Here is a 25,865-nt window from a genome sequence, read left to right on the forward strand (position 1 = left end):
ACCCTCTCAAGGCCGACTTCCCCGAGTTCAACGCGGGGTCGATCAGGCGAGGCGGACGACGACGGTGGGGCGGGCCAGCACCCGTGTGCCGCCCGAGCGCACGGTCAGGGCGACGAGGACCTGGTTGTCCCCGCGCTTCTCCTTGATGACCCCGGAGACGGTGATCTCGGCCCCCTCGTCGTCGTCGGGCACCACCACGGGGGCCGAGAAGCGGGTGCCGTACTCCACGACCGCGCCGGGGTCGCCGACCCAGTCGGTGACCAGGCGCACGGCCTCGGCCATGGTGAACATGCCGTGGGCGATGACGCCGGGCAGGCCGACCGCCTTGGCGGTGCGGTCGTTCCAGTGGATGGGGTTGAAGTCGCCGGAGGCCCCGGCATAGCGGACCAGGTCGACGCGGCGCACGGGGAAGGTGCGCTCGCCGAGCTCGGTCCCGGCCTCGACCTCGTCGTAGCGGACGGCGGCGGTCACGCGTCCCCCTCCTTCGCCTCGGACGTCGCCCCGGCCCCGTCCGCGGCGCCGCGGACCACGAGCATGTTGACCGCGGTGACCACGTGGGCGCCCTCGGGGTCGGTGATCTCGCTCTCCAGGGTGATCAGCTCGTTGCCCGCGAGGCTGCGGATGTCGGTGATCCGGGTCACCGCGTCCAGCACGTCCCCGGCCCGCACCGGCCTGGTGTAGCGGAAGCGCTGCTCCCCGTGGACCACCATGGAGAAGTCCAGGCCCAGCTCGGGGTCGGTGACGGCGCGCCCGGCGCCGGCCATGCCCAGCACGATGGGGAACGTGGGCGGCGCCACGACGTCGGGGTGGCCCTCGTCGCGGGCGGTGGCCGGGTCGCTGTAGAGCGGGTTGGGGTCGCCGACGGCCTCGGCGAACTCGCGGATCTTCCCGCGGGTGACCTCGTAGGGCTCGGGCGCGGGGTAGGCGCGGCCGAGGAAGGCACGGTTGATCGCCATGGGCTCCTTCTCTCACACGTATGGCCCAGCGAGCCGGGGCTCACTGGGCCATGTGCGCTGCTCTTCCGCGGTTAACGGGTCTCGCGGTGCTCGTTGTGCCGCCGGCAGTTGGGGCAGAACTTCTTCAGCGAGAGACGGTCGGGGTGGTTCCGACGGTTCTTCCGCGTGATGTAGTTGCGGTGCTTGCACTCCTGGCAGGCCAGGGTGATCTTCGGCCTCACGTCAGTGGCAGCCACGTCGGAGTGCCTTTCTGCTGGTGACGGTGAACACTGAAAAAGACCCGCGATGACCCCTGACAATGGGCAGGGGCCGTGCGGGTAGTAGCGGAGGCCGGACTTGAACCGACGACACAGCGATTATGAGCCGCTTGCTCTACCGACTGAGCTACTCCGCCGCGACGGTCCGGGAAACGGACCTCACTGGGTGAGGATACCCGTCTCTCGACCCGGCCGGGAGGGATCATGGCCCCCCGCCGACCGTCCACCTGAGTGGGGAAGGAACCTCATCGAGGTGGTAGAGCCCCTTTACGGAATCGAACCGTAGACCTTCTCCTTACCATGGAGACGCTCTGCCGACTGAGCTAAAGGGGCACGCTCCTGCGGCTTCTCCCCTTCCGGGGTTCCGCCCTTGCGTTGGTCATGACTATACAGGCCTCTGGGGGTGCTCTGCCAAATCGGGAGGCGCGACCCGGACGTTGGACAGCGAATCGCGCTCGATGGCGCGCAGGTCGGCGGGGAGCCCCAGCCTCCTGAGCGCGTCCGGAAGCCGCGTGTCGTGGGTGAACACGACGATCTGCCGGTGCGCGCCGACCTCGGCCAGCACCCCGGCCAGACCCTCCACCGTCTCGGTGTCCATGGCCTGTACGGGGTCGTCCAGGAGCAGGAACCCGAAGGGGTTGCCGGCGGCCAGGGTGCGGGGCAGGCAGATGGACAGCGCGAGCGCCTGGAACTCGCCCTGGCTGAGCAGCCCGGGGGCGTTGCCCTCCCCCTCGGCGCCGTCGACCGCCACGTCCACGGCCACGCGCCGGCGGGCGCCCCGCCCGACCAGGCGCAGCGACTCCAGGTCGATGTGGCGCTCCTGGCGCAGCCGCTGCCAGACGTGCTCGGTCTGCGCGGCCAGCGGGCGCAGCCGCTCGTCGCGGATCTCCTTGGCCGCGGCGGAGAACCAGTCCAGCGCCTCGTGGGCGGAGACCAGGAGCCCGTCGGCCTTGACCGCCGCGCGCGCGTCCTCCACCCAGGCGGCGAGCATCTCGGCGTACTCGCCCCAGTCCCCGGCGGGGTCGTCCAGGCGCCGCCCGGCGTCCTTGCGGGCGGCCAGGGCGGCCGAGCGCAGGCGCCGCCCGGTGCTCTCGATGTGCTCGGCCAGCTCCACCAGGTCGGTGATGCCGGCGCCCTCCTCCCACTCGCTCCAGATGCGCCCCAGATCGCTCTGTGCGGGCAGCCAGGACGGCTTGGGGGCCATGAGGAACCGGGCCTGGTCCCGGGCGGCCTCGGCGCGCTCGTAGGCCGCCGAGGCGCTCTCGGCGACCGGCCGCAGCCGGTCGATCTCGGCCCGGGCGCGCCGCACCCACTCCTCGCCGAGGGCGCCCTCGGCGCCGCAGGCGGGGCAGGCGGAGTCGGCGGGGTGGCGCTCGTGGTGCTCCAGGGCGCGGGAGAGCAGGTCGGCCACGCCGCGGGCGCGGTCGCCCTTGGTCCCGGCGGCCATCGCCAGCTCCATGGCGGCGCCGCGCAGCTCGTTGACCACGTCGGCGATCAGGGAGCGCTCGGGCACCGACAGCCGCCGCAGGCGGCGCAGCACCCGCTCGGCCTCGGGGTCGGCGGGGCCGTCGTCGGCGGCCAGCGCGGCCAGCCGGTCCAGGTCGGGGGCGCCGGGGCCCTGCTCGCCGAGGAGCTCCACGGCCCGCGCGGCGCGCGGGTCGGTGGCCTCGCCGAGCCGCGCCAGCAGGTGGTCCAGGTCGCGGCGCGGGCGGTCGCGCAGCCGGGCCAGCCGCGAACAGGTCTTGGCCAGGCCCCGCTCGGCGTCGGCCAGTCCGGTCAGGCCCAGGACCGCGGTGAGGGTGTCGTAGAGCTCGGCGGCCCGGCCGTTCACGGCCCGGCCGAGCTCGTCGTAGGAGAGGAAGGGGCGGTAGCGGTCCAGGTCGGGGCCCCAGCCCAGGGAGCTGAGCGGGCCGGAGGAGCCGTCGGGCAGCTCGACGCGGCCGCGGGCGGAGCGGACGCTGTCGCCGTCCCACACCCGGGTGGCGCGCAGGGGGCCGTCGGCCCCGGGGGCGGCCAGCGTGACGGTGACCTCGGTGCGCTCGGGGTGGTGCAGGTTGCGCCAGCCGTCCCGCCAGGCGGTGGGCATGGCGTCCCAGCGCAGGTTGCGGCCGGTGAGGGCGGCCTCGGCTGCCTCGGCGAAGCTGGACTTGCCCGACCCGTTGCGGCCGACCACCACGGTCAGCCCGGGGCCGGGCGTCAGCTCCAGCGCGGCGGGGCTGCCGATTCCCCGGAAGCCCTGCACCCCGATGCGGGAGAGGAAGACCGGGCGCGGCACGGCCCCGGGGTCGCGCTGCGGCTCGGGGGCGCCGTGCAGGACCTGGGAGGGCTCGGGGGCGGGGCCGCCCCCGGCGAGGGCCTCCAGCGCCTCTTCGCCGCTCAGGGCCGCCAGCACCCAGCCGCGGGCCCCGTTGTCGAGGGGGGAGCGGGCGAGCAGGCCCAGCACCGCGGCGGCGGTGGCCGCCCCGTCGGGCGGCGGCGGTTCCTCGGCGAACGTCTCAGCGCCGGTGGTCAGCGTCGTCACCACACCCGCCTCCGTCGTCGGTTCCGGTACGAAGGGACAGTATGCGCGTTCGGGGCGTACCGGGTCAGCCCGGGGGCCGCCCGTCCCGCCCGGTCCGGGCCCGGCAGGCGGGTCCCGGGGAGGGGCACGGGACGACGGGCCCGGAGACACGGGGCCGGAGCATACCGAGCACGCCCGGCGTGTGCGGCCGGAACGGCGCGAGCCCGGACGGAGCCGGACGTCCGCACTCCGACGGCCTCCGAGGACCGCCGGGTGGCGATGGCCCCCGGGCGTGGTGCTCGCCTTTGCCGACGTCCAGGCCGAGGTAGACGCCGATGTCGTCGGTGGGGGGTCGGCCATGGGCGCTCCTGATCCTGGTCGGTGTCCTCCCGGCCTCGCCTGGGCGCCGTGTGCCGGCATCCACATCACGAAGGTCCTGCCCGCGGGGCGGATCGTGCTTCTATCAGCGGTCTCGCGGCGCCTCCGTGCCCGGTGACACCACCCCCGGACCATGGGCGACCGGGGGCGGAGAGTCATACCGGGCACGGAGGCCGGGGTCCCGTTGCGGGACTGCTCGGGAAGGTGACGGGGCGGGCGCACTCGACCACGTCCGGTCCGCGGGAGACGCCCACGTCGAGGTGCTCGTGGCGGAGCCGGCCTCGGCACTGGTGGCATGCTCGCGCATCCACGTTCTGCAGTCCCGGCGCCCGTGAAAGGGGCGGCGGCAGGGGCGGAGCGTGCCGTGCACGGCCGGCCCCCGCTCAGGCCCCGACCATGCGTCTGCGGGTGCCGTCCCAGGTGAAGTGCAGGGTGGCGATGCCCGGTTCGGACGGGTCGCGCAGGCACTCGTAGACGTGCAGGCTCGGCACGCTGGCGAAGCAGCCCCAGACCCGCTCCGAGGTGAGCACGAAGTCCAGGTCCAGCTCCACCAGCAGGCCCAGCAGGCGGCCGTGGGTGGGCTCGTCGACCTTGGCGAAGGCGTCGTCGAGCAGGATGAGCCGCGGCGCGTGCGGCGCGCTCTTGGCCAGCGAGTCGTACTGGGCCGCCGCCGCGGCGAACAGCACCAGGTAGGCCACCACCCGCTGCTCGCCCTGGCTGAGCCCGGTGCGGTGGCTCAGCCGCCGCTCCCGGCCCGGGCGGGCGGCGTCGGTCACCCGCACCTCGAAAGAGAACCACGACCGGTAGTCCAGCGCCTGGCGGAGCTGGGCGCCGCCGGTGGCGCTGGGGTCCAGCCGGCGGATGGACTCGATGCAGCGGCGCAGCGCGTCCCGCAGCCGGGTGGTCTCCACCCGGCTGCGCCGGTGCGCGGGCCGGGCCAGCAGCGGCACCACCGCGCGCACGTCCTCGTCGGCGTCGGGGGCCAGGTCCCAGCCGATGCGCACGCCGATGCCCTGGGAGGTGGTCACCCCCTCCAGCACCCCGTTCATGGCCGCCACCAGCTCGCGGGCCTCGTCGATGCGGCGGGCCAGGTGCTCGGCCAGCTCGCCGAGCAGGTGGCGCTCGTAGGCCTCCTCCTCGCGCAGCAGGGCCGCCTCCTCGGCCTCGGCGCGCATCCGCTCCAGCCGGGCGGCGTACGCGCTCACCCCGTCGGCTCCGGAGTCGTCGTGCACGGTGACCCGCTTGACCCCGTGCACCTCGGCGACAGAGGTGCGGGCGGCGGCGTACCGGCCCAGCGCCTCGTGCAGCTCCTCGCGGCGGCGCAGCAGCCCGCTGTCGTCGACCTCCTCGGCGCCGGCGCCGCCCTCCAGGCCCTTCTCCAGCGCCGCGACCAGCTCCTCCAGCGCGGCCAGCCGCTCGTCCTCGCCGGCCCCGGGCTCGGCGCCGCCCTCCAGGGCCGGGGCGGCCTCCTCCAGCCCGGCGGCGGCGAGCAGGTCGGTGTCGGGGGCGCCGTCGGCGCCGCACAGCGCGGCGCGCAGCCGGTCCCCGGCGGCCAGCGCCCGCTCGGCCTGCCCGGCGCGCTCGGCCGCGGCGGCGGCGAGCCGGGTCTCGGCGGCGATGCGCTCGTCGCGGGCGCGCTGGGCGGCGCGCTCCAGGTCCGGCACGCGGGCGGCGGCCTCGTCCATCCGGCCGCGCACCTCGTCCACGGCGGTGCCCAGGCGGTCGGGGTCGGCGGCGCGTGCCCGGTCGGTGAGCTCGATGTCCCGGCGCACGGTGATCATGTCGCCGATGGCGGCGGTGCGGGCGTCCTCGGCCACCACCCGGTCGGCGCGGGCCTGGCGCCAGTCCTCCACCGCGACGCGGTGCTCCTCCAGCAGCGCGGCCAGGTCGCGCAGGTCGCGCAGGGCGGCGGCGGTGCGCACCCGCAGGCCCTCCACGGCGGCTCCGGTGGCGGCGGCCTCCCCGGGGTCGGTGGGCAGCGACGCGGCCTCGGCCTCCTCCCGCACACGGGTGCGCAGGCCCAGGGCGGTGCCGCGGGCGTCCTCGGCGGCCTCCTGGGCGCGGTCCCGTTCCTGCAGGGCGGCGTCCAGCCAGGACCGGGCGGCCTCCAGGGCGGCGCGGGCGCGGTCCGGCCCGGCGGGGCCGGGCAGCTCGCGGGCGGCGGCCACCAGGCGGTCCTGGGCGCGCTCGGTCTCGGCGCGGCGCTCGCCCGCCTCGGCGAGCAGCGCCTCGGCGATGTCGATGCGCCGGTCGACGTTGGCCAGGCGGCGGTCGCGGGCGGCGGCCCGGGCGTCGGCGCCGATCCGCTCGGGGGCGACCGGCAGCTGCCCGGCAGCGCCGGAGGCCACCCCCAGGCGCCAGCGGCCGTCCACGGAGACGGCGCAGGCGGCCGGGGGCCGCTCGCCGTCGCGCAGCCGGCGGTGCCGGGGCGCGGGGTCGCCGGCCGGCCCGCCCTCGGCGGGCAGCAGCGCGACCGAGGACAGCAGCGCCTCGACCCGGTCCCGGGGCACGCCGAACTCCTCGGCGGCGCCCTCGGCGACCCGGAGCACGTCGAGCAGGCCGGCGCCGTCGGCGGGGCGGCCGGGCACCAGCACGGCCCCGTCCAGGGCGCCGTCCCCGACGCCGTGGGCGGTGCCGTCGGGGGCCAGGCGGGCGTCGAGCAGCCCGGAGGCGGTCAGGGCGGCCTCCAGGCCGACCTTCTCGGCGTCGCTGAGCCCGTCGGCGAAGTCGACCAGCAGGTACAGCGGGGTGCCGTCCGGGCCGGCGTCGGCGGCCCGGCGCTTGCGCTCGGAGAGCTCGTCCAGCTCGGTGACGAGCTCGCGCTCCTCGCCCAGGGAGGTGTCCCGGCGCGCGCGCAGCTCCTTGAGCAAGTCGTCGACGAGGGCGTGGGCGGCCTGCTCGACCCGGGCGCACAGGTCGGCGTCGACCGCCTCTCCCCCGCCGGGCGGCAGGTGGACGAGCTCCTCCAGGGCCGAGGCGGCCCCGGCGGCCTCGGGGAAGTCCTCGGCGAGGGCCTGGGCCCAGGCGCGGACCCGCTCGGCGTAGTGCCCCCCGGCCTCGCCCAGCGCCCGGACGGCGTCGGCCTCGCGGGCGCGGGCGCGCTCCAGGGCGGCGTCGGCGGCCTCCGCCTCGCCCTCCAGCGCCTCGGCGCGCCGCTCGGCGGCGTCCCGGCGGGCGGCCGCGGCGCCGAGCGCGGTGACGGCGGCGGCCCGCTCGGCGGCATGGGCCTCGGCCCGGCAGAGCCGGTCGTGCAGGTCGGCCAGGCCGGAGCGGAGCGCCTCCAGGTCGATGCCGGGAACCGGGTCGCGCTCCACGGCGCGCTCCAGACCCTCGAAGTCGACGTGGGTGGTGGACTCGCGGGGGGCGAGCACGGTGTGCACGGGGCGGGGCACCCGGCCGAGCAGGGCGGGGTCCATGCCGGCGGCACGGGCCGACTCGGCGGCCTCGGCGTGCAGCTCCTCCAGGCCCTCCAGGCTGCGCTCGACGGCGCCGGTCCCGGTGGCGAGCGCGGCCACCGCCCGCTCTTCGCGGGTGAGCGCGTACCCGGCGGCGGTCCACGCGGCCTCGGCGGCCCGGATGTAGGCGGCGACGGCGGCGTCGCGCGCCTGCAGCTCGCCCTCGGCGGGGGCGGGCTCGGCCCGGCCGGCGGCGGTGAGCGTGGCGGCGTCGGAGGCGGCGGTGTCCCGGGTGCGCCGGCTGCGGTCGCGCTCCTCCTGGGCTGCGGCCTCCTCGGTGACCAGCCGGTCCAGCTCCTCCTCCAGCCGGGCGGCCTCGGCGTCCCGGCGCTGGTAGTCCTCCAGCAGGCCGCGCACCCGGGCGGTGCGGCGGCCGAGCACCCCGTGCAGGTAGGAGCGGTAGCCCTCGAGGAAGGTCCGGACGTGCTCGGCGGCCCCGGTGAGCGCGGTGCGGCGGTCGCGGGCCTCCTCCAGGTCGGCGACGTTGCGGGCGACCTGGTCGAGCACGGCCTCGTCCATCGGCGGCAGGGCCTCGGCCAGCACCGAGACCAGCTCGCCGGCCTCCAGGCGCTCCCCGATGGTGGGGCGGCGCAGCCGGTAGAGCAGGTGGACCAGGTTGCGGTAGCGGACCGGGTCCTCCAGGCCGAACAGGTCGCGCATGACGCGGGCCCGGTAGGCCGGGGCGGAGTCGTAGCAGTCGTCGGCGCCGAGCTCGGCGCGCAGCCGCTCGACGGGGACGGGGCGGCCGTCGCGGACCAGCTCCAGGTCCTCGCCGACGGTGCGGCCGGTGACGAAGTACAGCCGGCGGGGCTCCTCCCCGGGCACGGCGGTGACGGCGGCGCCCAGGGTGAGGCGGTCGGGGGAGCCGGGGCCCTCGGGTTCCCCGGCGCCGTCGGTCTCGCCCCGGGCGGCGTCCCGGGCGAACTCGATCCACAGGTAGCCCACACGCGCGGCGGGGGCGCCGTCGGGGGCACCGGGGCCGGCGTCGCCGGGGGCGGCATCAGTGCCGTCGGCGCCGTCGGCACTGTCGGCGGCGTCGGCCTCCTCCGCGCGCTCCCCGCGCTCCTCGCCGTCCTCGTCGTCGTCCAGGACCGGGGCGCTGCGCCCGTCCTGCATCAGCCAGCGCAGGCTGGTGCGGCCGGTGCCGGTGGTGTCGAGCCGCCGGGCGTCGCCGTCCAGCAGGAACGGCAGCAGCATCTCCAGGGCCTTGGACTTGCCGGCGCCGTTGCGTCCGCGCAGCAGCAGCCGCCCGTCGGCGAAGGAGAAGACCTGGTCGTCGTAGTGCCAGACGTTGTGGATGCCGGCCCGGCGCAGCCGGTGGCGCCGGCGGGCGGAGCGGCCGACGACCGGCAGCGGTGCGGTCACCTGCTCGTCGGCGGACACCTGCTGCTCGGCGGGGCCGGCCGGGTCCGGGGCCGTGCCGGTGTCGCTCATCTACCGCCCTCCGCTTTCGTCGGTGCCGCTGGGTGCGCCCGTCCCCGCCGCGGCCGGAACCGGGCGATCCGGGCCATTGTCCCGGATCCGCGCCCCCTGCGGGCCGTACCGGGCGGCGGCCGCGAGCAGTTCCCACCCCTGTCGGCCGCCGCCGTCCGGCGCCCGCAGCAGCCCGGCCCCGCACAGCCGCCGCAGCACCCGGGCGCGCAGGTCGCGGCGGCCCGGCCCGTCCGGCAGCGCCGCCGCCAGCTCCTCCTCCAGCACCGCCTCGGGGACCTCGGCGGCGCGGGCCGGGGTGGCCGGCGGGCGCACCCGCCCGGCCAGGCCGCGCACCAGCAGAAGCGCGGCGCGGCCCTCCGCGCCCTCGCCGGGCAGCAGGGCCTCGTCCCGGCCGTCGGGCGTGATCAGCGCCACACCCTCGGCGCGGACCTCGGTCTCGCACCCCAGGAGCGCGCCGAGCTCGGCCGCGGCGCGCCACTGGTGGCGGGCGAGTCGGCCGCGCTGGCGCTCGGGCAGGTCCTCCCGGTAGACGACGGCCTGCTCGGCCAGCAGGCGGCGGAGCGCGACCTCGCCGTCGGCGTCGGCCGCGGGGTCGGGGTCGCGGGCGGACTCCAGGAACTCCTCGGGGCCCGAGGCCGAGTGCGGCGGGTGGGCGAGCGCCCGGCGGGCGGCCTCGGCGTCGGCGTCCAGGGCGGCGGCGGGGCGGCTCCCGGCGGCGTAGTCGGCCAGGGCGCCCTCCTCCCGTTCGGCGAGCACCCCCCAGGAGGCCAGGTGGCGCAGGGCGGCGGCGAAGGCGCGGCGCTCGGCGGCGCGCGCCTCGGGGTCGTGCGCCAGCCCGGCCTCGGCGGCGGCGGCGCGCACCCGGTCGGCCACCTCGCCGGTGCCGGTGGAGGCGGCGCACTCGGGCAGGGCGGCCAGGGTGAGGGCCAGGTAGGTGTAGGCGCGCGGGGTGAGTGGGGCGCCGCTCGCCCGGCGCGGCGGCGGGGCGTCCTGCGGCGGGGCGGCCTTGACCAGCCGGGCGTGGTCGGCCTCGACGACCAGCTCGTAGCCCAGGACACGGCGAAAGCGCTGCACCAGCCAGTCGGAGTGGGCGCGGACGAGCGCCAGGTCGCGGGGGTGGGTGCGGGCGGACAGGACCGGGGTGCGCAGCAGCCGCCGGGCGGCCGCCTGCCGCTCCCCGGTGAGCGCGATGTCGTCGATCATTCCGGGGGCTCCTGCTCGGGACCGTCGTGGGGCCCGTCGCCTGCCGGGGCGTCGGCCGGGGTGTCGTCCGGGACCCGGGTCGTGCGGTAGTCGGTGACCTGGAGCCACAGCCCGTCCAGGTGCAGCTCGCCGTCGGGGGAGGCCAGGGTCAGGCGCGCGTCGGGGGCGGGGCCGGCGTGCAGGCGGACCTCCAGCTCCATGTCTCCGGCGGTGACGGGCGCGCGCTCGGGGTCGCCCGACCCCAGGGCGGCGGTGAGCAGCTCCATGAGCACGCCCGCGGCGGCGGGGTCGAGCGCGATGCGGGCGCCGCCTTCGGTGCGCTCGGCCAGGGCGCGGTGCACCTCGGCGGCGGCGGCGCGGCGCCAGTGCGCGCGGGACTCGGCGGCGGCGTGCAGCGCGGCCCGCTGGGCGGAGTGGTCGGCGGCGGGCTCGGTGGGCACGGGGCCCGCGGGGCGCGGCGGCGCGGCGTGCGCGCGGGGGGCGTTCCACCAGCTGCCGGTGGCCGGGGCCGTCTCGTCGCCGGCGCCGCCGAGGCGGCGCGCGGGCCAGGCGGCGAAGGCCGCGGCGTAGAGCGCGTCGGCGCGCGCGGTATCGGCGGAGTCGAACCACCGGGCCAGCCGCAGGAGGGCGGCGCGCCCGTGCCGGCCGGTCGCCCGCCCGCTCCCGGCCGCCTCGTCCACTGCTGAGTCACCCATCACTTCAGCAGCCTAAAGACCCCCGGCGACCGCCGTGCCCCGATTGCCCGTCCCGGTGCCCGCCGGGCGGCCGAAATCACGCCGGTGAGCTGGGAGTTATGCACACCTTGGGAATTATGCGGGGCCGATGCGGGCGTCGGCAGGGGCGCTGGGCGGGGTGCCGGTCGTCCGGCCGTGCCGGATTCCGGCGTCCGGGGCATGAGGAGAGCATCAGGGGATGCATGAGGGGCGCCGAGGCCGGTGCTTGGGCCGACACGGGGTCTGGGCCCCTCGTCCTGACGGATACGGACCGACGGGCACGCACCGATGAACACGGAGCGCGCGGGCGGGGCCCGCCGGGGAGGGCGGCGGCCGACCGGCCACGGACGCCCACCCGCGCCCGCAGTCGTTCAGGCAGGCCTCATCAGGGATCCGGCCGTTGTCCGCCGCCCCTACGGCCCAAGAGGCGGGCGCTTCCCGGACCTGCTCGACAGCTGCCGGGTCTCTCGCGATCCAGGCGAAAGGGCGACGACGGAGCAGCAGGTGCCCCGCTCACGCCCGCTGGCCGGGCGCCGGGTCCGTGGTGCGGACGGGCGGCCCGGCCCGTGCATCGGGTGGCGATATCGCCACCCGATGTGCGATCGAGTGGTGACCTCACCACGATCGATGGCCCCGCCCGCCCGGGGCGGGGCGGGCTCGGTCACGGGCGCATCAGCCTGCCGCCGTCGGCCTCCTCCATGGCCTGCCGCTCCTCGTCAGGGAGCTCGTCGGTCTCACCCACCTCGTAGGCGGTGAAATAGCTCTTCCCGTCGAACTCCTCCGGATCGGTCAGCTCGACCGGGACCCGGTACGGGTCCTTCTGGCACTGCGGCAGGCACCAGGTGCCGGACAGGTCGCCCTCGCCGACGGCCCGCTCGGTGCCCCACTCGCTCCACTCCAGGTCGTTGAAGGCGGTGAACTCCGATGCGGTCAGGTCCTGCGGCTCCTGGTCGGTGGAGCCCTGCTCGTCGCCGTGGGTGTTGAAGACGTAGGCCTCTCCGCCGTCGCGGGTCCCCCCGGCCGGCGACGGGTCGACTCCCCCGGTCGTCTCGGGGGTGGGCTGCTGGGCCGCGCCCCCGCCCGCGCCGCACCCCGCGGCCAGGGCGACGGCGGCCGCTCCCGCCGCGGCGGTGATGGTGCGTGTCGGCTTCATGGGGTCCTCCCTCGGAACGCCGAGCATCGTCACTCACCGTAATCCTACGTGCGGCTTCGCCGGATTCGCCGGATGCCGCCCTGCGCGGCCCCGATCCGCCCGCCGCCCGCCCCCTATACCAAGCAAGCGTTAGGTGCTATATCTGGCCCATGGAGACCGCCCACTGGCTGGCCCGCGGCCCCGACGGGCCGCACCTGGTCGGCAGCCGATGCACCGCCTGCGGCGCCGTGGCCTTCCCGCCCGACCCCGACCACTGCCGCGACCCGCACTGCCCCGGCGGGCCGACGGAGGAGGCGCCCCTGCCCCGCCGCGGCCGCGTCTGGTCCTTCACCGACTGCCGGTACCGGCCGCCGCCCCCGTTCGTCCCGCCCACCGACCCCTTCGAGCCGTTCGTCCTCCTCGCCGTCGAACTGGACGGCCCCGGACCCATCGTGCTCGGCCAGGCCCCGCCCGGCACCGACCTGTCCGCCCTGCGGGTGGGCCTGCCCGCCGAACTGGTCGAGGGCACGGCCGCCGGACCCGGAGGCGAGCGCCACCCGGTCTGGCACTGGCGGCCGCTGCCCGCGGACGGACCGCGGGAGGAGGACCGGTGAGCGGCGGAGAGGTGTGCGTCATCGGCACCGGCATGCACCCGTGGGGCAAGTGGGGGCGCCCCTTCACCGAGTACGGGGCGGTCGCGGCGCGGGCCGCCCTCGCCGACGCCGGGACCGACCCCGGTGAGGTCGACTTCGTCTCCGGCGCGGCCACCGTCCGGGGCGGCTATCCCGGGTTCGTCGCCGGGGCCGTCTTCGCCCGCGCCCTGGGCTGGCGGGGCCAGCAGGTCGCCAGCTCCTACGCCGCCTGCGCGTCCGGCGCCCAGGCGATCGCGGCCGCCCGCGCGCGGCTGCTCGCCGGGCTGAGCGACACGGCGCTGGTGGTGGGGGCCGACTCCGCCCCCAAGGGCTTCCTCGCCCCGCTGGGCGGCGACCGCCCCGACGACCCCGACTGGCTGCGCTTCCGCCTGCTCGGGGCGGCCAACCCGCTCTACTTCGCGCTGGCCGCCCGGCGCCGGATGGAGCTGTACGGCGCACGGCCCGAGGACTTCGCCGCGGTCAAGGCCAAGAACGCCGCGCACGGATCGGCCAACCCCCGGGCCCGCTACCGGGCGCGCACCACCCCCGAGGAGGTGCTGGCCTCCCCCGTGGTCGCGGACCCGCTGCACCTGCTGGACGTCTGCGCGACCAGCGACGGCGGGGCCGCGCTGGTGCTGGTGCGCACCGAGGACGCGCGGCGGCGGGGCGCCGGCCCGGTGCGGGTGTCCGGGCTGTCGGCGGCCGTCCCCGCCTACCCGGTGGCCGAGCCGGAGATGCCCTACCTGGCGGGCGACCCGCCCCGGCGCGGGGACGGGGGCCGGGTCACGGGCGCCCCGCGCTTCCGGGCGGCCAATGCGCACGCGGCCTACGAGGAGGCCGGCGTCGGCCCGGAGGACCTGGACCTGGCCGAGGTCTACGACCTGTCGACCGCGATGGAGCTGGACTGGTACGAGGAGATCGGGCTGTGCCCCTGCGGCGGCGCCGAGAAGCTGCTGCACGAGGGGGCGACCCGGGTGGGCGGGCGGATCCCGGTCAATCCCGGCGGCGGGCTGGCGAGCTTCGGCGAGGCCGTCCCGGCCCAGGGGATCGCCCAGGTGTGCGAGATCGCCGACCAGCTGCGCGGACGGGCCGAGGCCGGGCGCCGGGTGGAGGGAGCGCGGGTCGGGATCGCGGTCAACCAGGGGCTGTTCGGACACGGGTCGGCGACCGTGCTGACCCGCTGAGCACCACGGGCGCGCACCGCACGCGAACGGGCCCCCTCCCCGGAGCGGGGAAGGGGCCCACGAGCCGACCGGCGGCGGTCCGGGCGGCGGCGCTCCGGCGGTCGCGGCCGCGCGCCCGGATCACGCGTCAGTGGCGGTAGCCGTCACCCTCGTCGACGACGGTCTGGACCGGCCCGTTGGTGCAGTCCTCGGTGGTCTGCGGCGACAGGACCGGCACCGCGGCGCCGAGCACGCCGACGTTGGCGTTGCAGACCTGCACGGGCAGAACCTGCAGGTTCTGGTTGAACGTCTGGTCGGTCGCCTGAGCCGGGGCCGCCATGAGGACGGCGCCGGCCGCGGCGCCGACGAGCATGCCGGCGACGGTGGCCTTACGCAGCATCTGCGTCTCCCTACTTGACGAGCGTGGAGATCGCGCCGTTGGTGCAGGCGCCCGTGGACTGGGGCGACAGCACCGGGACGGCGAAGCCGATCGCGGCACCGACGTTGGCGTTGCAGACCTGCGCGGGCACGCCCTGCAGGTTGGAGTTGAAGTCCTGGTCGGTGGCCTGGGCCGGGGCGGCCATCAGGACGGCGCCGGCCGCGGCGCCGACGAGCGCGCCGGCGACGGTGAACTTGCGGATCATGGGTGATTCCTCTCGCTACTCGACGATCGTCGAGATGGGGCCGTTGGTGCAGTCGCCGGTGGTCTGCGGGGACAGGATCGGCACCGCGGCGCCGAGCACGCCGATGTTGGCGTTGCAGACCTGGACCGGGACGACCTGCAGGTTCTGGTTGAACGTCTGGTCGGTCGCCTGGGCGGGAGCGGCCATCATGAGCGCGCCCATGGCGGCGCCGGCGACCAGGCCGGCGGCGGAGATCTTGCGGATCATCAGGTCGTTCCTTCCTAGACGAGCGAGGAGATGGCGCCGTTGGTGCAGGCACCGGTGGTCTGCGGCGAGACGACCGGCACGGCCGCGCCGATGGCGGCACCCACGTTGGCGTTGCAGACCTGCGCGGGGATGCCCTGCAGGTTGGAGTTGAACTCCTGGTCGGTCGCCTGGGCCGGAGCGGCCATCAGGAAAGCGCCCATCGCGGCACCCGCCACCAGGCCGGCGGCGGAGATCTTGCGGATCATCGGATTTCCCCTCTGGAAAAGTATGTCTGGAATCGTCACCCGTTATCGGGTGCTGCCGCTCTAGCCGACCTTCGTCAGGATCGGGCCGTTGGTGCAGTCACCGGTGGTCTGCGGGGACAGGACCGGGACGGCCGCGCCGAGCACACCGACGTTGGCGTTGCAGACCTGGATCGGCACGCCCTGCAGGTTGGAGTTGTACTCCTGGTCGGTGGCCTGGGCCGGGGCGGCCATCAGAACGGCACCCATGGCGGCGCCGGCGAGCAGGCCGGCGGCGGTCAGCTTCTTCATTGCGATTCCCCCGGAAGATTCCCTAAGGAGGCGGATAGATAAGGGCGCGCCGTGCGGACGCTCCCCCGCGGTGGACGTGAGTAATCATGGGACTACGCAGCGTATTTTGTCAACGCCGAAACGGCGGATTCAAAATGTCCTCTTCACCCTTCTTCGACCATGGATCCGCAATACGGAGGGAATGGGGAGAGAAAACGCGGCACCATTTCCGGCATTCCGGGTGCCCGGTCGGGGGCGTCGCGTCGGCGGAGGCGGGGGCGCGGCGCCGGACCGGGCGGTCGGGACGCCCGGCGCGGGGGCGCCAGGCGGCGCGCGGGAGGATTCGGACCGATGCGGGTCCGGGCACACGGCTGCTGCACCCGGCCACGGGCGCGCTGCGGGTTTCGGTCCTACCCATATCCGGCCCCGCCGACGGCGGACGGTCACCGGACCGGGGTGATGGGGGCACGAAGTGCTCCGCTCCGACACGCCGGGGGTGCCGGAGGCGCGGAAGAGTCGGAGAGCAGGTGGGCCCCTAACGGGGTCGGAAGGCGGGTCCGCACGACGGATCCGGCGGACCACAGGCGGGCGGGAGCACGCACGAATCGCGTGCCGCTGCTCCCACTGCACCGCTCGAACGCCTGAGGGCGGGTCCAGCGTACACAGCTCCGCACTCGGACGCCCGCCGTTCCGGAGCTTTCCGGGGTCCCCCGTTCCGCTCCGCCGCTCAGCCGCGCCGGCGCTCGTCCCGCCGCGCGCTCAGCTCCTCGACCGGGGTGGGAAGCGTCGTCTCGGAGCCGAGCAGCTCGGCCCAGGTCGGGGCCACGAGGATCCGGACCATGCCGTCGTAGAGTGAGCGGACCTCGGCCTCCCGGTCGTGTCCGCTGGAGCGGTGGAACTGTCGGCCGCGTCCTTCTGAGCGGCGCGGCCGCTGCACCTCGATCAGCGACCCCGCCCCGGGCGCGCGCCCCCTTCTCTCCTTGCCGTTGATCTCGGGGAAGTCGGGGTAATACCGGCGAGTATTCCCCCGACTTCCCCGAGATCAACAAGGGTGCCGATGCGGGCGGCAGGCAGCGCCCCCGGGAGCGGCCGGGGCCAGCAGAGTCCAACCACGCCAGCGGACACGACCGGCCTCCCGCTCGACCCGTTCGACCCGTTGTTCGGCCGTCCTCGTGGAGGAGCCGTTCATGTGGAGGAACCCCCTCGGGGATGCCCTCGACGTGGTCCGACTCGGCACGTCCGCGGATCAGCAGGACCGGGGGCACGTCGCGATTCCGCGCTTTGCACAGCAAAAATTACACCCAGGCTGCAACTTTCGCCGACCCAGGGTGTAACCTTTGCTGCATGAGACGCGAGGATGCGGCGAAGGTTCTCGCCGAGTACGCCACCGACCAGTGGGGTCTCGTGACCGCCGCGCAGGCCAAGCAGGCCGGTGTGAGTGGGGTTACGCTGCTGCGCCTGGTCGAGGCGGAGGTGGTGGAGAGGGTCGGCCGGGGCGTGTACCTGGTTCTGGGGGCCGCGCCCCCGCAGCACCTGGACGTCAAGGTGGCATGGCTGCGGCTGGACCCGGCACGCCCGGCTTGGGAGCGCACTTCCCCCGGGGACTATGGCGGAATCGTCTCGCATGCCTCGGCCTGCCTGGTTCACGACCTGGGCGATATCCCGACAGGGGAGGTCGAACTCAGCGTGGAACGGCGCCGCTCGACCAGGGAGAGCGGAGTTCGGCTCCGGGTCCGTCCGGTGGCTGCCGAGGATGTGACCGTCATCGACGGCCTTCCCGTGACCCGGGCCGAGCGCACGATCGCCGACCTGCTGGAGGCCCGCACCGACGGCGGACACGTGGGCGGTGTGATCGCCGACGCCGAGCAGCGCGGGCTGGTGGACCCGGAGGCCCTGGCCGAGCGGGTCCGGCATTTCGCCACGACCTACGGCCTCTCGCGGCACACCAGGGGGCAGGCCTTCATCGAGCACCTGGTGGAACAGGCGGGGCGGACCCTGCACGCCGAGGAGGTCGCACGGGCTGCAGGGGCCGGGTATGCCCTGGCCCTGGCGGAAGCGCTGTCCACGATGCCCCTGCCCCCGGCCGAACTGCGCTCGATGAGCAAGGTCGCCGAACAGATGGGCAGCCTGCGCAGGAGCCTCTCTCCGCCCGCGACCGCTGCGGGGATGCCGTCCCTCCCCCAGATCGGCCGACTCGCCCTTCCGAATCCGGCGCCCTCGATGCGCGAAACGCAGGCCGCGCTCGCACGTGCTGCGCTCAGAGCCCACCTACCCGACTCCTTCGGGGCATACCGATCCGGAGGAGGGCCCTCGGACGAGGACGACTCAGAGGAAGAATCGTGAGCTACAAGACACCGCGGGCCTTCGAGCAGGCGATCAATACACACGCCCGGCGCGCGGCCAGCCAGAACGGCCTGAAGACCGGCGACCTGGTCACCGGCTACTACTTCCACCGCCTGGTCGCCCGAGTGTTCCATGCCGACCCCCATGGGTGGCTGCTCAAGGGCGGGCAGGCGCTCCTGGTCCGCTACGCGGCCCAGGCGCGGCTGAGCCGTGATATCGACCTGCAGCGCCTCGGGGCCGAAGACCCCGAGGCGGCGCTGGAGACGCTGTGCGCGGCCGCGGCGACCGACCTGGGCGACTACCTCTGCTACGAACCGACCAAGCGCCAGATGCTCGCCGAGCTGACCGGCGGGGCCAAGCAGACCTTCGATGTGCTGATCGGCGTCCGCAGGGTCGCCTCGGTGAGCATCGATATCGTTACTGGACAGACCCCCACCCAGAACCCGGTCGAAACCGCTCTGGAGCCGCTCATGGAGCTGGAGTGGCCCCAGGACTGGCCGACGGTGCGGCTCTACCCGCTCGCCGACCACATCGCGGACAAGGTCTGCGCGATGTACACCCGGTTCCAAGGCCGGGCCTCCAGCCGAATCCGCGACCTGCCCGACCTGCTGCTCATCTGCCAGAAGGACGAGGTAGAAGGCCCGGCGGCCCGGGCGGCGCTGGACAGCGAGCGCGAGCGGCGCCGCTCACTCGGCCACGACCTCGATCTCCCCGACCGCTTCGTGCTCCCCGATTCCAGCTGGGAGAAGCTCTTTCCCAAAGCCGCAGCGAACATCAGCGGGCTGAAGGGGTGCGCGACCCTGGACGAGGCCCGGCCCCTGGCCGACGCCTTCCTCACCCCGCTGCTGGCCGGACCGCTGGAGGCGGTGTGGATGCCTTCGGATCGGGCCTGGCGTTAGGGGGTGTTTCTTGGATCAGGCCCCGGCCCGTCCCGAGGCGCCTCCCAGTCCGGACCAGGATCCCGTGCACGGTCGAGGTGTTCATGTGCAGGTGTCCGGCGATGGGGGCCGGGCGGCTGGAGGCATCGCCCATGCCCGCCGGGCCGCGGTCGCGGTAGCGGTCGGCCCACCGGCGGGCGATGGTGCGGCTGACCTGGAAGCGCTCGGCGGCCCGGCACAGGGGCCCGTTTCCTCGACGATCCCGCTCAGGTCGCGGAGTGCGCGGGGAGCAGCGTGGGCTCCCTACTGAGCACGTACGCCACGTGCGTCTCGGGGCGCGAGGCCATCAACCGGCGCAAGGCTGAGCAGGCCACACGGGTGGGCTCCAAAGCGCCGCCCGGGGAGTAGCCGACCGTGGGGCCGTAAAGCTTCGCCGCGTATTTGTCGCGAACGGCCGTCTGCGGCGGGACACGCCCGGACGCGGCCGGACCGAACGAGAACGCCCCCTGACCGGGCTCACGCTGGTCAGGGGGCGTTCTCCGTGGGTGGCAGGTGCAGGGTTCGAACCTGCGTAGGCTGAGCCGGCGGTTTTACAGACCGCTCCCTTTGGCCACTCGGGCAACCTGCCTGGGAGTGCTGCGCCCTCGTCGGGGCGCGGCGACGTGAAAGAGAATAGCGGACAAGCGGCGCGCTCGCGAATCGGTAAGCTCTGTGCCGCCGCGGCCGGCCCGGCCCGGGACCGCGGCCGCCTGCCGGAACCGACCCGAACCCCGAGAGTGTGAGCGCACGTGGCCGCTGAATCCAGTTTCGACATCGTCTCCAAGCTCGACCGGCAGGAGGTCGACAACGCGCTGAAGCAGGCCGAGAAGGAGCTGTCCCAGCGCTTCGACTTCAGGGGCACCAACGCCTCCCTCGCCTGGTCCGGAGAGCAGGGCATCGAGGTCAGGGCCAACTCCGAGGAGCGCGTCACGGCCGCCCTGGACGTGTTCAAGGAGAAGCTGATCAAGCGCAAGGTCTCCCTGAAGGTCCTGGACGTCCCCGAGAAGCCCAAGGCCTCGGGCAAGGAGTACCGCCTGCCGGTCGCCCTGAAGGAGGGCATCTCCTCCGACGACGCCAAGAAGATCTCCAAGCTCATCCGCGACGAGGGCCCCAAGGGCGTCAAGGCGCAGATCCAGGGCGACGAGCTGCGGGTGAGCGGCAAGAAGAAGGACGACCTCCAGGCCGTCATGCAGCTGGTCAAGGAGAAGGACTTCGACCTGGCGATCCAGTTCGTCAACTACCGCTAGAGCCGGCGGAGTCCCGAGGCGCGGTACGCGGCGGCCGTCCGGCCGCCGCGCCCCTCACTCCAGGCGCCACTCCTCCTCCAGGGCGCGCAGGCGGCGGATGCGCTCCGCCGCGGGAGGGTGGGCGTCGAACAGCCGGCACATCCCCCGCTTGGGGAACGGGTTGGCGATCATCTGGTGGCCCGCGGCCAGCAGCCGGCGCTCGGTCGGCAGCGGGTGGGTGCGCGCCCCCGCCTCGATCTTGCGCAGGGCCGAGGCCAGCGCCAGCGGGTCGCCGGTGAGCCGGGCCGCCGCCTCGTCGGCGCGGAACTCCCGGCGGCGCCCGACCCCGGCGTGGATCACCGTCGCCGCCAGCGGCCCCAGCACCAGGAAGAGCAGCCCCTCCAGCAGTCCGGGCCCCTCGTCGTCGCCGTCGTCCAGCGGCAGCAGCAGCGCCAGCGCGGTCAGCGAGGTGATGATCGTGGCCAGCCCCACCGCCACCGCCGAGACCAGGGTGTCCCGGGTGCGCACGTGGGCCAGCTCGTGCGCGACGACCGCGCGCAGCTCCCGCTCGTCCAGCAGCCGCAGCAGGCCGGTGGTGCAGCAGATCCCCGCCGAGCGCGGGCCGCGCCCCACCGCGAAGGCGTTCGGCGCCGCCGTGGGCGACAGGTAGAGCCGGGGCATCGGCTGGCGCGCCCGGGTGGCCAGGTCGCGCACCACCCGGTGCAGTTCGGGCTGCTCGAATTCGCCCACCGGCCGGGCCCGCATCGCGCGCAGCGCCAGCGAGTCGCCGAAGAAGCAGACCAGCCCGGTCACCCCGAGCACGACCACCGCCGCGGCGCGCACCCCCTCGTGGCCGGCGCACACCCATCCGGCGAGCACGATCAGGGCCGCCAGTCCGGCGAGCAGGGCGAGGGCCCGGATCGGATTGGGGTGCACGGCGGTCCCGCCCTCCTTCGTCCGCCCGACAGTCCTCCCGGCCGGGCCGCGCTTCGCGGGCCCGTCCACCGATAGGAACGTGTGGGCCCCGCCGGTCCGTTCCCGTCCGGCGCCGCGACCCCGCCGACCGGGCCCGGGGCGGCGCCGACCTGATCGGCCCGCCCCCGCCCGCCGCGCGCGCCGGGCCGGAGGCCTATAGTGGCGGACGTGGCCGTAATCACTCCGCACCGCCTCCCCGGTGCCCTGCTGACCGGTCGGCGCCACGTCGACCTGGCACGGGTGGAAAGCGCCCTGTGTCGCCCCTGACCCCGGCACGGGGGCGCCGCCGAGGGGCGGCGCGGCCGTTCCCGGAAAGGGGGTGTGGGCCCGGCCCTCACCCAGCGGCGCCCGCCAGGCGCCGCCCATCAGGTCCCCACTGATCCCATTGGCAACCGTTGGGGCCCTGCGCCGGCCACCACGCGGCCGCTCGGCGAGCGGTGCGGTGCGTAGTCTGGCGGCGAGGGCCGAGGCAACCTGAGCCTCCGCGCGCCCGCGGGGGCTCGTCGAGGAGGTCGGCGATCTCAGTGACCAAGAAGGTCCAACGTGTCGATCGCGTCATCATCCGGTTCGCGGGAGACTCCGGCGACGGGATGCAGCTGACGGGCGATCGCTTCACCCAGGAGACGGCGTCGTTCGGGAACGACCTTTCCACCCTTCCCAACTTCCCGGCGGAGATCCGCGCCCCTGCCGGAACCCTGCCCGGCGTGTCGAGCTTCCAGCTCCACTTCGCCGACCACGACATCATGACCCCCGGTGACGCCCCCGACGTGCTGGTGGCGATGAACCCGGCCGCGCTCAAGGCCAACGTGGACGACCTGCCCCGGGGCGCCACGATCATCGCCAACACCGACGAGTTCACCAAGCGCAGCCTGGCCAAGGTCGGCTACGGGTCCGACCCGTTGGAGGACGGGTCGCTGGAGTCGTACAAGGTGAGCCGGGTCCCGCTGACGTCGATGACGGTCAAGGCCGTCGAGGAGTTCGACGTCTCCAAGAAGGACGCCCAGCGGGCCAAGAACATGTTCGCCCTGGGCCTGCTGTCCTGGATGTACAACCGGCCCACCGAGGGCACGCAGGGCTTTTTGAAGTCCAAGTTCGCGGGCAAACCGGAGATCCTCGCCGCCAACCTCGCGGCGTTCCAGGCCGGGTGGAACTTCGGCGAGACCACCGAGGACTTCGCCGTGTCCTACGAGGTCAAGCCGGCCTCGCTGCCCCCGGGCACCTACCGGAACATCACCGGGAACCTGGCGATCTCCTACGGGCTGGTGGCCGCCTCCCGGCTGACCGGGCTGCCGCTGTTCCTGGGCTCCTACCCCATCACCCCCGCCTCCGACATCCTGCACGAGCTCTCCCGGCACAAGCGCTTCGGCGTGCGCACCTTCCAGGCCGAGGACGAGATCGCCGGGGTGGGCGCCGCCCTGGGCGCCGCCTTCGGCGGGTCGCTGGGCGTGACCACCACCTCCGGGCCGGGCATGGTGCTCAAGGGCGAGACCCTGGGCCTGGCGGTGATGACCGAGCTGCCGCTGATCGTGGTGGACGTGCAGCGGGCCGGGCCCAGCACCGGCATGCCCACCAAGACCGAGCAGGCCGACCTGATGCTGGCACTGTACGGCCGCAACGGCGAGTCGCCGGTGCCGGTGCTGGCGCCGCGCTCGCCCGCGGACTGCTTCGACATCGCGGTGGAGGCGGCGCGCATCGCCACCGCCTACCGCACGCCGGTGATCGTGCTCTCCGACGGCTACCTGGCCAACGGGTCCGAGCCCTGGCGCATCCCGGACGTGGCCTCCCTTCCGGACCTCTCGGTCGAGTTCGCCGAGGGGCCCGGGGACGACGGCGGGGAGTTCCTGCCCTACCGGCGCGACCCCGAGACGCTGGCGCGCCCCTGGGCGGTGCCGGGCACCCCCGGGCTGGAGCACCGCATCGGCGGCATCGAGAAGAGCGACGGCCGCGGCGACATCTCCTACAGCCCCGCCAACCACGACCTGATGGTGCGCTCGCGCCAGGGCAAGGTGGACGCGATCGCCCGCGGCCTGGACCCGCTGGAGGTGGACGACCCCTCGGGCGACGCCCGCGTGCTGGTGCTCGGCTGGGGCGGCACCTACGGGTCGATCGCCGCAGGCGTGCGCCGGGTGCGCCGCGCCGGCGGCAAGGTCGCCCAGGCCCACCTGCGCCACCTCAACCCCTTCCCGCCCGGCCTGGGCGAGGCGCTGGAGCGCTACGACCGGGTGCTGGTGCCCGAGATCAACCTGGGCCAGCTCTCGCTGCTGCTGCGCGGCCGCTTCGGCGCCGACGTCACGGGCTACAACAAGGTGCGGGGCCTGCCGTTCAAGGCCGAGGAGCTGGCGGGCGTCATCCAGGAGGTCATCGATCGTGCCGAGTGAGAACGGATCCGCCGCGAACGGCTCCGCCGCCCCCTCCTTCCCCGGGCTGGCGCTGGTGCCGTCGGCGCAGCAGGAGTACAAGGCCAAGGACTTCAAGTCCGACCAGGAGGTGCGCTGGTGCCCCGGGTGCGGGGACTACGCGATCCTCGCCGCCTTCCAGGGGTTCCTGCCCGAGCTGGGGGTGCCGCGGGAGAACGTGGTCATCGTCTCGGGCATCGGGTGCTCCTCCCGGTTCCCCTACTACCTGAGCACCTACGGGATGCACTCGATCCACGGCCGGGCGCCGGCGATCGCCACCGGGCTGGCCGCCTCCCGCCCGGACCTGTCGGTCTGGGTGGTCACCGGCGACGGAGACGGGCTGTCGATCGGCGGCAACCACCTGATCCACGCGCTGCGGCGCAACGTCAACGTCAACATCCTGCTGTTCAACAACCGCATCTACGGGCTGACCAAGGGCCAGTACTCGCCCACCTCCGAGCCGGGCATGGTGACCAAGTCCTCGCCGATGGGGTCGCTGGACTCCCCCTTCAACCCGGTGTCGCTGGCGCTGGGGGCGGAGGCCTCGTTCGTGGCGCGCACGGTCGACTCCGACCGCAAGCACCTGACCTCGGTGCTGCGCGCGGCCGCCGCGCACGAGGGGTCGTCGTTCGTGGAGATCTACCAGAACTGCCCGATCTTCAACGACGACGCGTTCGAGCCGCTGAAGGACCCCGCCGAGCGGGACCTGCGGCTGGTGCGGGTGGGGGACNGGCGGGCGCGGCGTGGTCTCCGACGGCTTCGGCGGACTGCGTACGGTCGACGTGGAGGAGGTCGGCGAGGACGCGGTGCTGCGGCACGACGCGCACCGCGAGGACCCCGGGTACGCCTTCGCGCTGTCCCGGCTGGACCTCCCGGCGTTCGAGCATGTCCCGATCGGGGTGTTCCGGGACGTCCGCAGGCCCGCCTACGACGCCCTGATGAACGAGCAGGTGGCCGAGGCCCGCTCGGCGCAGGGCGAGGGGGACCTGGGGGCCCTCCTGGCCAGCGGCGACACCTGGACCGTGGAGTGAGGCCCGGGGCGCCGCACCGGGGCTGAACCGCCCCGGTCCGGACCCCGCCGGACCCCGCCGGGCGGCCGTGCGCCCGGCGGGGTCCGCGCTCTGCTGGCGAACCCGCCCGCCCGCACCTACCGTGGTGAGTTACATCACGCGGGTGAGGGCAGCGGGAGGCGCGATGGAGCGGGAAGCCGCGGTCACGGCGAGCACGGTGGACGGGGTCGTCAGGCGCGCGGCGGCGCGCACCCCGGAGGGGACCGCGCTGCGGTTCGGCGGCCGGAACTGGAGCTACGCCGAACTGGACCGGGGGGCGAGCCGGGTGGCCGCCTGGCTGCTGGGACTGGGGCTGACCCGGGGCGACCGGGTCGCCGCCTTCGGCGGCAACTCCGACGCCTACGTGCTGGCCTTCCTGGGCTGCGCGCGGGCGGGGCTGGTGCACGTGCCGGTCAACCCGGCGCTGCGCCGCGAGGAGCTGGCCTACGTGCTCTCGCAGTCCTCCTCGATCGTGGTGCTGGCCGACCCCCGGCTGGCCGGCCGGGTGGAGGAGGTGCGCCCCTCCGTCCCGGCGCGGGACGTGCTGGCGCTGCGCGGGGCCTTGGAGTCGGTGCTGGAGGTGGCCCGCGACCCGCACGCCCCCACCGGACCGGTGACCGAGGTCTCCGACGCCGACCTGGCCCAGCTGCTCTACACCTCGGGCACCACCTCCTCCCCCAAGGGGGCGATGCTGACCCACCGGGCGCTGGTGCACGAGTACGCCAGCTGCCTGCACGCCCTCGACATCGGCGAGGACGACCGGATCCTGCACGCGCTCCCGCTCTACCACTCGGCGCAGATGCACGTCTTCCTGATGCCGGGGCTGGCCGCGGGGGCGCGCAACACGCTCGCCGAGTCCCCCGACGCCGGCGACGTGCTGCGCAGGATCGAAGAGGAGCGGGCGACCTCCTTCTTCGCCCCGCCGACCGTGTGGCTGGCGCTGCGCGACCACCCCGACTTCGACGCCCGCGACCTGTCGACTCTGGCCAAGGGGTACTACGGCGCGGCGGCGATGCCGGTGCCGGTGCTGGAGGACATCCGCCGCCGGCAGCCGGGGATCGGCTTCTACAACTGCTTCGGGCAGAGCGAGATCGGGCCGCTGGCCACGGTGCTGCGGCCCGAGGAGCACGTCCCGGCGCGGATGGGCTCGTGCGGGCGGCCGGTGCTGAATGTGGAGGCGCGGGTGGTGCTGGAGGACGGCGGCGAAGCCGGGCCCGGCGAGACCGGGGAGGTGGTCTACCGCTCCCCGCAGCTGTGCGAGGGGTACTGGGACAAGCCGGAGGAGACCGCCGAGGCCTTCCGCGGCGGCTGGTTCCACTCCGGCGACCTGGCCCGGCGCGACGCCGACGGGTACTTCACCGTGGTCGACCGGGTCAAGGACGTGATCAACACCGGCGGGGTGCTGGTGGCCTCCCGCGAGGTGGAGGAGGTGCTCTACCGGCACCCCTCGGTGGCCGAGGCGGCGGTGATCGCGCTGCCGGACGAGAGGTGGGGCGAGGCGGTGACCGCGGTGGTGGTGCCGCGGGCGCGGGTCGCCGGGGACGAGCTGATCGCGTTCACCCGGCGGCACCTGGCCGGGTTCAAGGTGCCCAAGCAGGTGCACCTGGTGGAGGACCTGCCGCGCAACGCCAGCGGCAAGCTGCTCAAGAGGATCCTGCGGGAGGAGCTGGGCACCGGCGACGAGCCCAAGGGCACGCAGCCGCAGTGACGGTGCGGCGGCGCGACGGTGTGACG

23 protein-coding genes, 3 tRNA genes and 2 pseudogenes are annotated in these 25,865 nt (G+C 75.1%); 9 read left to right on the plus strand and 19 right to left on the minus strand.

Translation table 11 applies throughout. The features are described from left to right. Nucleotides 1-42: 42 nt before the first annotated feature. From D450_RS0107405 to D450_RS0107450, 10 genes are all read right to left on the minus strand, one after another. Entirely contained in the window at nt 43-471 is a 429-nt protein-coding gene (locus D450_RS0107405) for a MaoC family dehydratase (protein WP_017538039.1), read from the minus strand. Then, complete coding sequence (locus tag D450_RS0107410) at nt 468-956, minus strand: MaoC family dehydratase N-terminal domain-containing protein (protein ID WP_017538040.1); 489 nt, start codon at nt 954-956, stop codon at nt 468-470. The genes D450_RS0107405 and D450_RS0107410 overlap by 4 nt, the downstream gene beginning before the upstream one ends. A 71-nt stretch (nt 957-1,027) precedes the next feature. After that, nucleotides 1,028-1,192, minus strand: a complete 165-nt coding sequence (rpmG, locus tag D450_RS0107415; RefSeq protein ID WP_026124401.1) for a 50S ribosomal protein L33 — start codon at nt 1,190-1,192, stop codon at nt 1,028-1,030. Between the two features lie 85 nt (nt 1,193-1,277). After that, nucleotides 1,278-1,350: transfer RNA gene (locus tag D450_RS0107420), tRNA-Met, on the minus strand. Between the two features lie 123 nt (nt 1,351-1,473). After that, nucleotides 1,474-1,546: transfer RNA gene (locus D450_RS0107425), tRNA-Thr, on the minus strand. Nucleotides 1,547-1,598: 52 nt separating this feature from the next. Next, nucleotides 1,599-3,737: an AAA family ATPase gene (locus D450_RS0107430; RefSeq protein WP_017538042.1), complete on the minus strand. Its 2,139-nt coding sequence runs from the start codon at nt 3,735-3,737 to the stop codon at nt 1,599-1,601. A gap of 737 nt (nt 3,738-4,474) precedes the next feature. Further along, nucleotides 4,475-8,980, minus strand: coding sequence for a TIGR02680 family protein (locus D450_RS0107435; protein ID WP_017538043.1), 4,506 nt, complete (start codon nt 8,978-8,980; stop codon nt 4,475-4,477). After that, the gene (locus D450_RS0107440) at nt 8,981-10,183 is read right to left on the minus strand and encodes a DUF2398 family protein (protein WP_017538044.1); all 1,203 of its coding nucleotides are present in this window, start codon (nt 10,181-10,183) and stop codon (nt 8,981-8,983) included. Further along, nucleotides 10,180-10,878, minus strand: coding sequence for a DUF2397 family protein (locus D450_RS0107445; RefSeq protein WP_241483086.1), 699 nt, complete (start codon nt 10,876-10,878; stop codon nt 10,180-10,182). The genes D450_RS0107440 and D450_RS0107445 overlap by 4 nt, the downstream gene beginning before the upstream one ends. A 679-nt stretch (nt 10,879-11,557) precedes the next feature. Beyond that, complete coding sequence (locus D450_RS0107450) at nt 11,558-12,049, minus strand: hypothetical protein (protein WP_017538046.1); 492 nt, start codon at nt 12,047-12,049, stop codon at nt 11,558-11,560. 149 nt (nt 12,050-12,198) lie between these two features. Between D450_RS0107450 and D450_RS0107455 the strand changes: the two genes are divergently transcribed. Together D450_RS0107455 and D450_RS0107460 are read left to right on the plus strand one after the other, a co-directional pair. Further along, nucleotides 12,199-12,642: a Zn-ribbon domain-containing OB-fold protein gene (locus D450_RS0107455; RefSeq protein ID WP_017538047.1), complete on the plus strand. Its 444-nt coding sequence runs from the start codon at nt 12,199-12,201 to the stop codon at nt 12,640-12,642. Next, a complete protein-coding gene (locus tag D450_RS0107460) occupies nt 12,639-13,844 on the plus strand; it encodes a lipid-transfer protein (protein ID WP_017538048.1) in 1,206 nt (401 codons plus the stop codon). Before D450_RS0107455 ends, D450_RS0107460 begins: the two co-directional genes overlap by 4 nt. A gap of 127 nt (nt 13,845-13,971) precedes the next feature. Here the strand turns inward: D450_RS0107460 and D450_RS0107465 are convergent, their stop codons facing one another. From D450_RS0107465 to D450_RS0107490, 6 genes are all read right to left on the minus strand, one after another. Then, on the minus strand, nt 13,972-14,223 hold the full coding sequence (locus tag D450_RS0107465; protein WP_017538049.1) for a hypothetical protein: 252 nt from the start codon (nt 14,221-14,223) through the stop codon (nt 13,972-13,974). 10 nt (nt 14,224-14,233) lie between these two features. Beyond that, a complete protein-coding gene (locus D450_RS0107470; RefSeq protein ID WP_017538050.1) occupies nt 14,234-14,467 on the minus strand; it encodes a hypothetical protein in 234 nt (77 codons plus the stop codon). Between the two features lie 15 nt (nt 14,468-14,482). Beyond that, the gene (locus tag D450_RS0107475; RefSeq protein ID WP_017538051.1) at nt 14,483-14,713 is read right to left on the minus strand and encodes a hypothetical protein; all 231 of its coding nucleotides are present in this window, start codon (nt 14,711-14,713) and stop codon (nt 14,483-14,485) included. 14 nt (nt 14,714-14,727) lie between these two features. Beyond that, the gene (locus D450_RS0107480; RefSeq protein ID WP_017538052.1) at nt 14,728-14,958 is read right to left on the minus strand and encodes a hypothetical protein; all 231 of its coding nucleotides are present in this window, start codon (nt 14,956-14,958) and stop codon (nt 14,728-14,730) included. A 60-nt stretch (nt 14,959-15,018) separates the two neighbouring features. Then, nucleotides 15,019-15,246, minus strand: a complete 228-nt coding sequence (locus D450_RS0107485; RefSeq protein ID WP_017538053.1) for a hypothetical protein — start codon at nt 15,244-15,246, stop codon at nt 15,019-15,021. Between the two features lie 706 nt (nt 15,247-15,952). Continuing rightward, nucleotides 15,953-16,162 (minus strand): hypothetical protein, encoded by a 210-nt coding sequence (locus D450_RS0107490; protein WP_017538054.1) that lies wholly within the window; start codon nt 16,160-16,162, stop codon nt 15,953-15,955. Between the two features lie 407 nt (nt 16,163-16,569). Between D450_RS0107490 and D450_RS31745 the strand changes: the two genes are divergently transcribed. Both D450_RS31745 and D450_RS33630 read left to right on the plus strand, forming a co-directional pair. Continuing rightward, the gene (locus tag D450_RS31745; protein WP_017538055.1) at nt 16,570-17,568 is read left to right on the plus strand and encodes a type IV toxin-antitoxin system AbiEi family antitoxin domain-containing protein; all 999 of its coding nucleotides are present in this window, start codon (nt 16,570-16,572) and stop codon (nt 17,566-17,568) included. Beyond that, nucleotides 17,565-18,467 carry a nucleotidyl transferase AbiEii/AbiGii toxin family protein gene (locus tag D450_RS33630; RefSeq protein ID WP_017538056.1) on the plus strand — a complete coding sequence of 301 codons (903 nt, stop codon included), beginning with the start codon at nt 17,565-17,567 and terminating at the stop codon, nt 18,465-18,467. The genes D450_RS31745 and D450_RS33630 overlap by 4 nt, the downstream gene beginning before the upstream one ends. 49 nt (nt 18,468-18,516) lie before the next feature. Here the strand turns inward: D450_RS33630 and D450_RS33255 are convergent. Continuing rightward, nucleotides 18,517-18,690, minus strand: a pseudogene (locus D450_RS33255) (helix-turn-helix domain-containing protein); the annotation flags it as partial. Between the two features lie 302 nt (nt 18,691-18,992). Next, a tRNA-Tyr gene (locus D450_RS0107510) sits at nt 18,993-19,074 on the minus strand. Nucleotides 19,075-19,234: 160 nt separating this feature from the next. Between D450_RS0107510 and D450_RS0107515 the strand changes: the two genes are divergently transcribed. Then, nucleotides 19,235-19,732: a YajQ family cyclic di-GMP-binding protein gene (locus D450_RS0107515; RefSeq protein ID WP_017538058.1), complete on the plus strand. Its 498-nt coding sequence runs from the start codon at nt 19,235-19,237 to the stop codon at nt 19,730-19,732. 54 nt (nt 19,733-19,786) lie between these two features. Here the strand turns inward: D450_RS0107515 and D450_RS0107520 are convergent, their stop codons facing one another. Further along, nucleotides 19,787-20,647, minus strand: coding sequence for a M48 family metalloprotease (locus D450_RS0107520; protein ID WP_017538059.1), 861 nt, complete (start codon nt 20,645-20,647; stop codon nt 19,787-19,789). Nucleotides 20,648-20,854: 207 nt separating this feature from the next. Between D450_RS0107520 and D450_RS35565 the strand changes: the two genes are divergently transcribed. From D450_RS35565 to D450_RS0107550, 4 genes and pseudogenes are all read left to right on the plus strand, one after another. Then, nucleotides 20,855-20,953: a putative leader peptide gene (locus tag D450_RS35565; RefSeq protein ID WP_333563638.1), complete on the plus strand. Its 99-nt coding sequence runs from the start codon at nt 20,855-20,857 to the stop codon at nt 20,951-20,953. Nucleotides 20,954-21,210: 257 nt separating this feature from the next. Further along, nucleotides 21,211-23,064 (plus strand): 2-oxoacid:acceptor oxidoreductase subunit alpha, encoded by a 1,854-nt coding sequence (locus tag D450_RS0107525; protein ID WP_017538060.1) that lies wholly within the window; start codon nt 21,211-21,213, stop codon nt 23,062-23,064. Then, a pseudogene (locus D450_RS29690) lies at nt 23,054-24,113 on the plus strand (2-oxoacid:ferredoxin oxidoreductase subunit beta). The gene D450_RS0107525 and the pseudogene D450_RS29690 overlap by 11 nt, the downstream one beginning before the upstream one ends. Nucleotides 24,114-24,276: 163 nt before the next feature. Then, nucleotides 24,277-25,839 (plus strand): fatty acyl-CoA synthetase, encoded by a 1,563-nt coding sequence (locus D450_RS0107550; protein WP_017538064.1) that lies wholly within the window; start codon nt 24,277-24,279, stop codon nt 25,837-25,839. The last annotated feature ends 26 nt before the right edge of the window (nt 25,840-25,865 follow it).

Origin of the sequence: Nocardiopsis halophila DSM 44494 (genome assembly GCF_000341245.1) — a bacterium.
GTDB classification, from domain to species: Bacteria; Actinomycetota; Actinomycetes; order Streptosporangiales; family Streptosporangiaceae; genus Nocardiopsis_A; species Nocardiopsis_A halophila.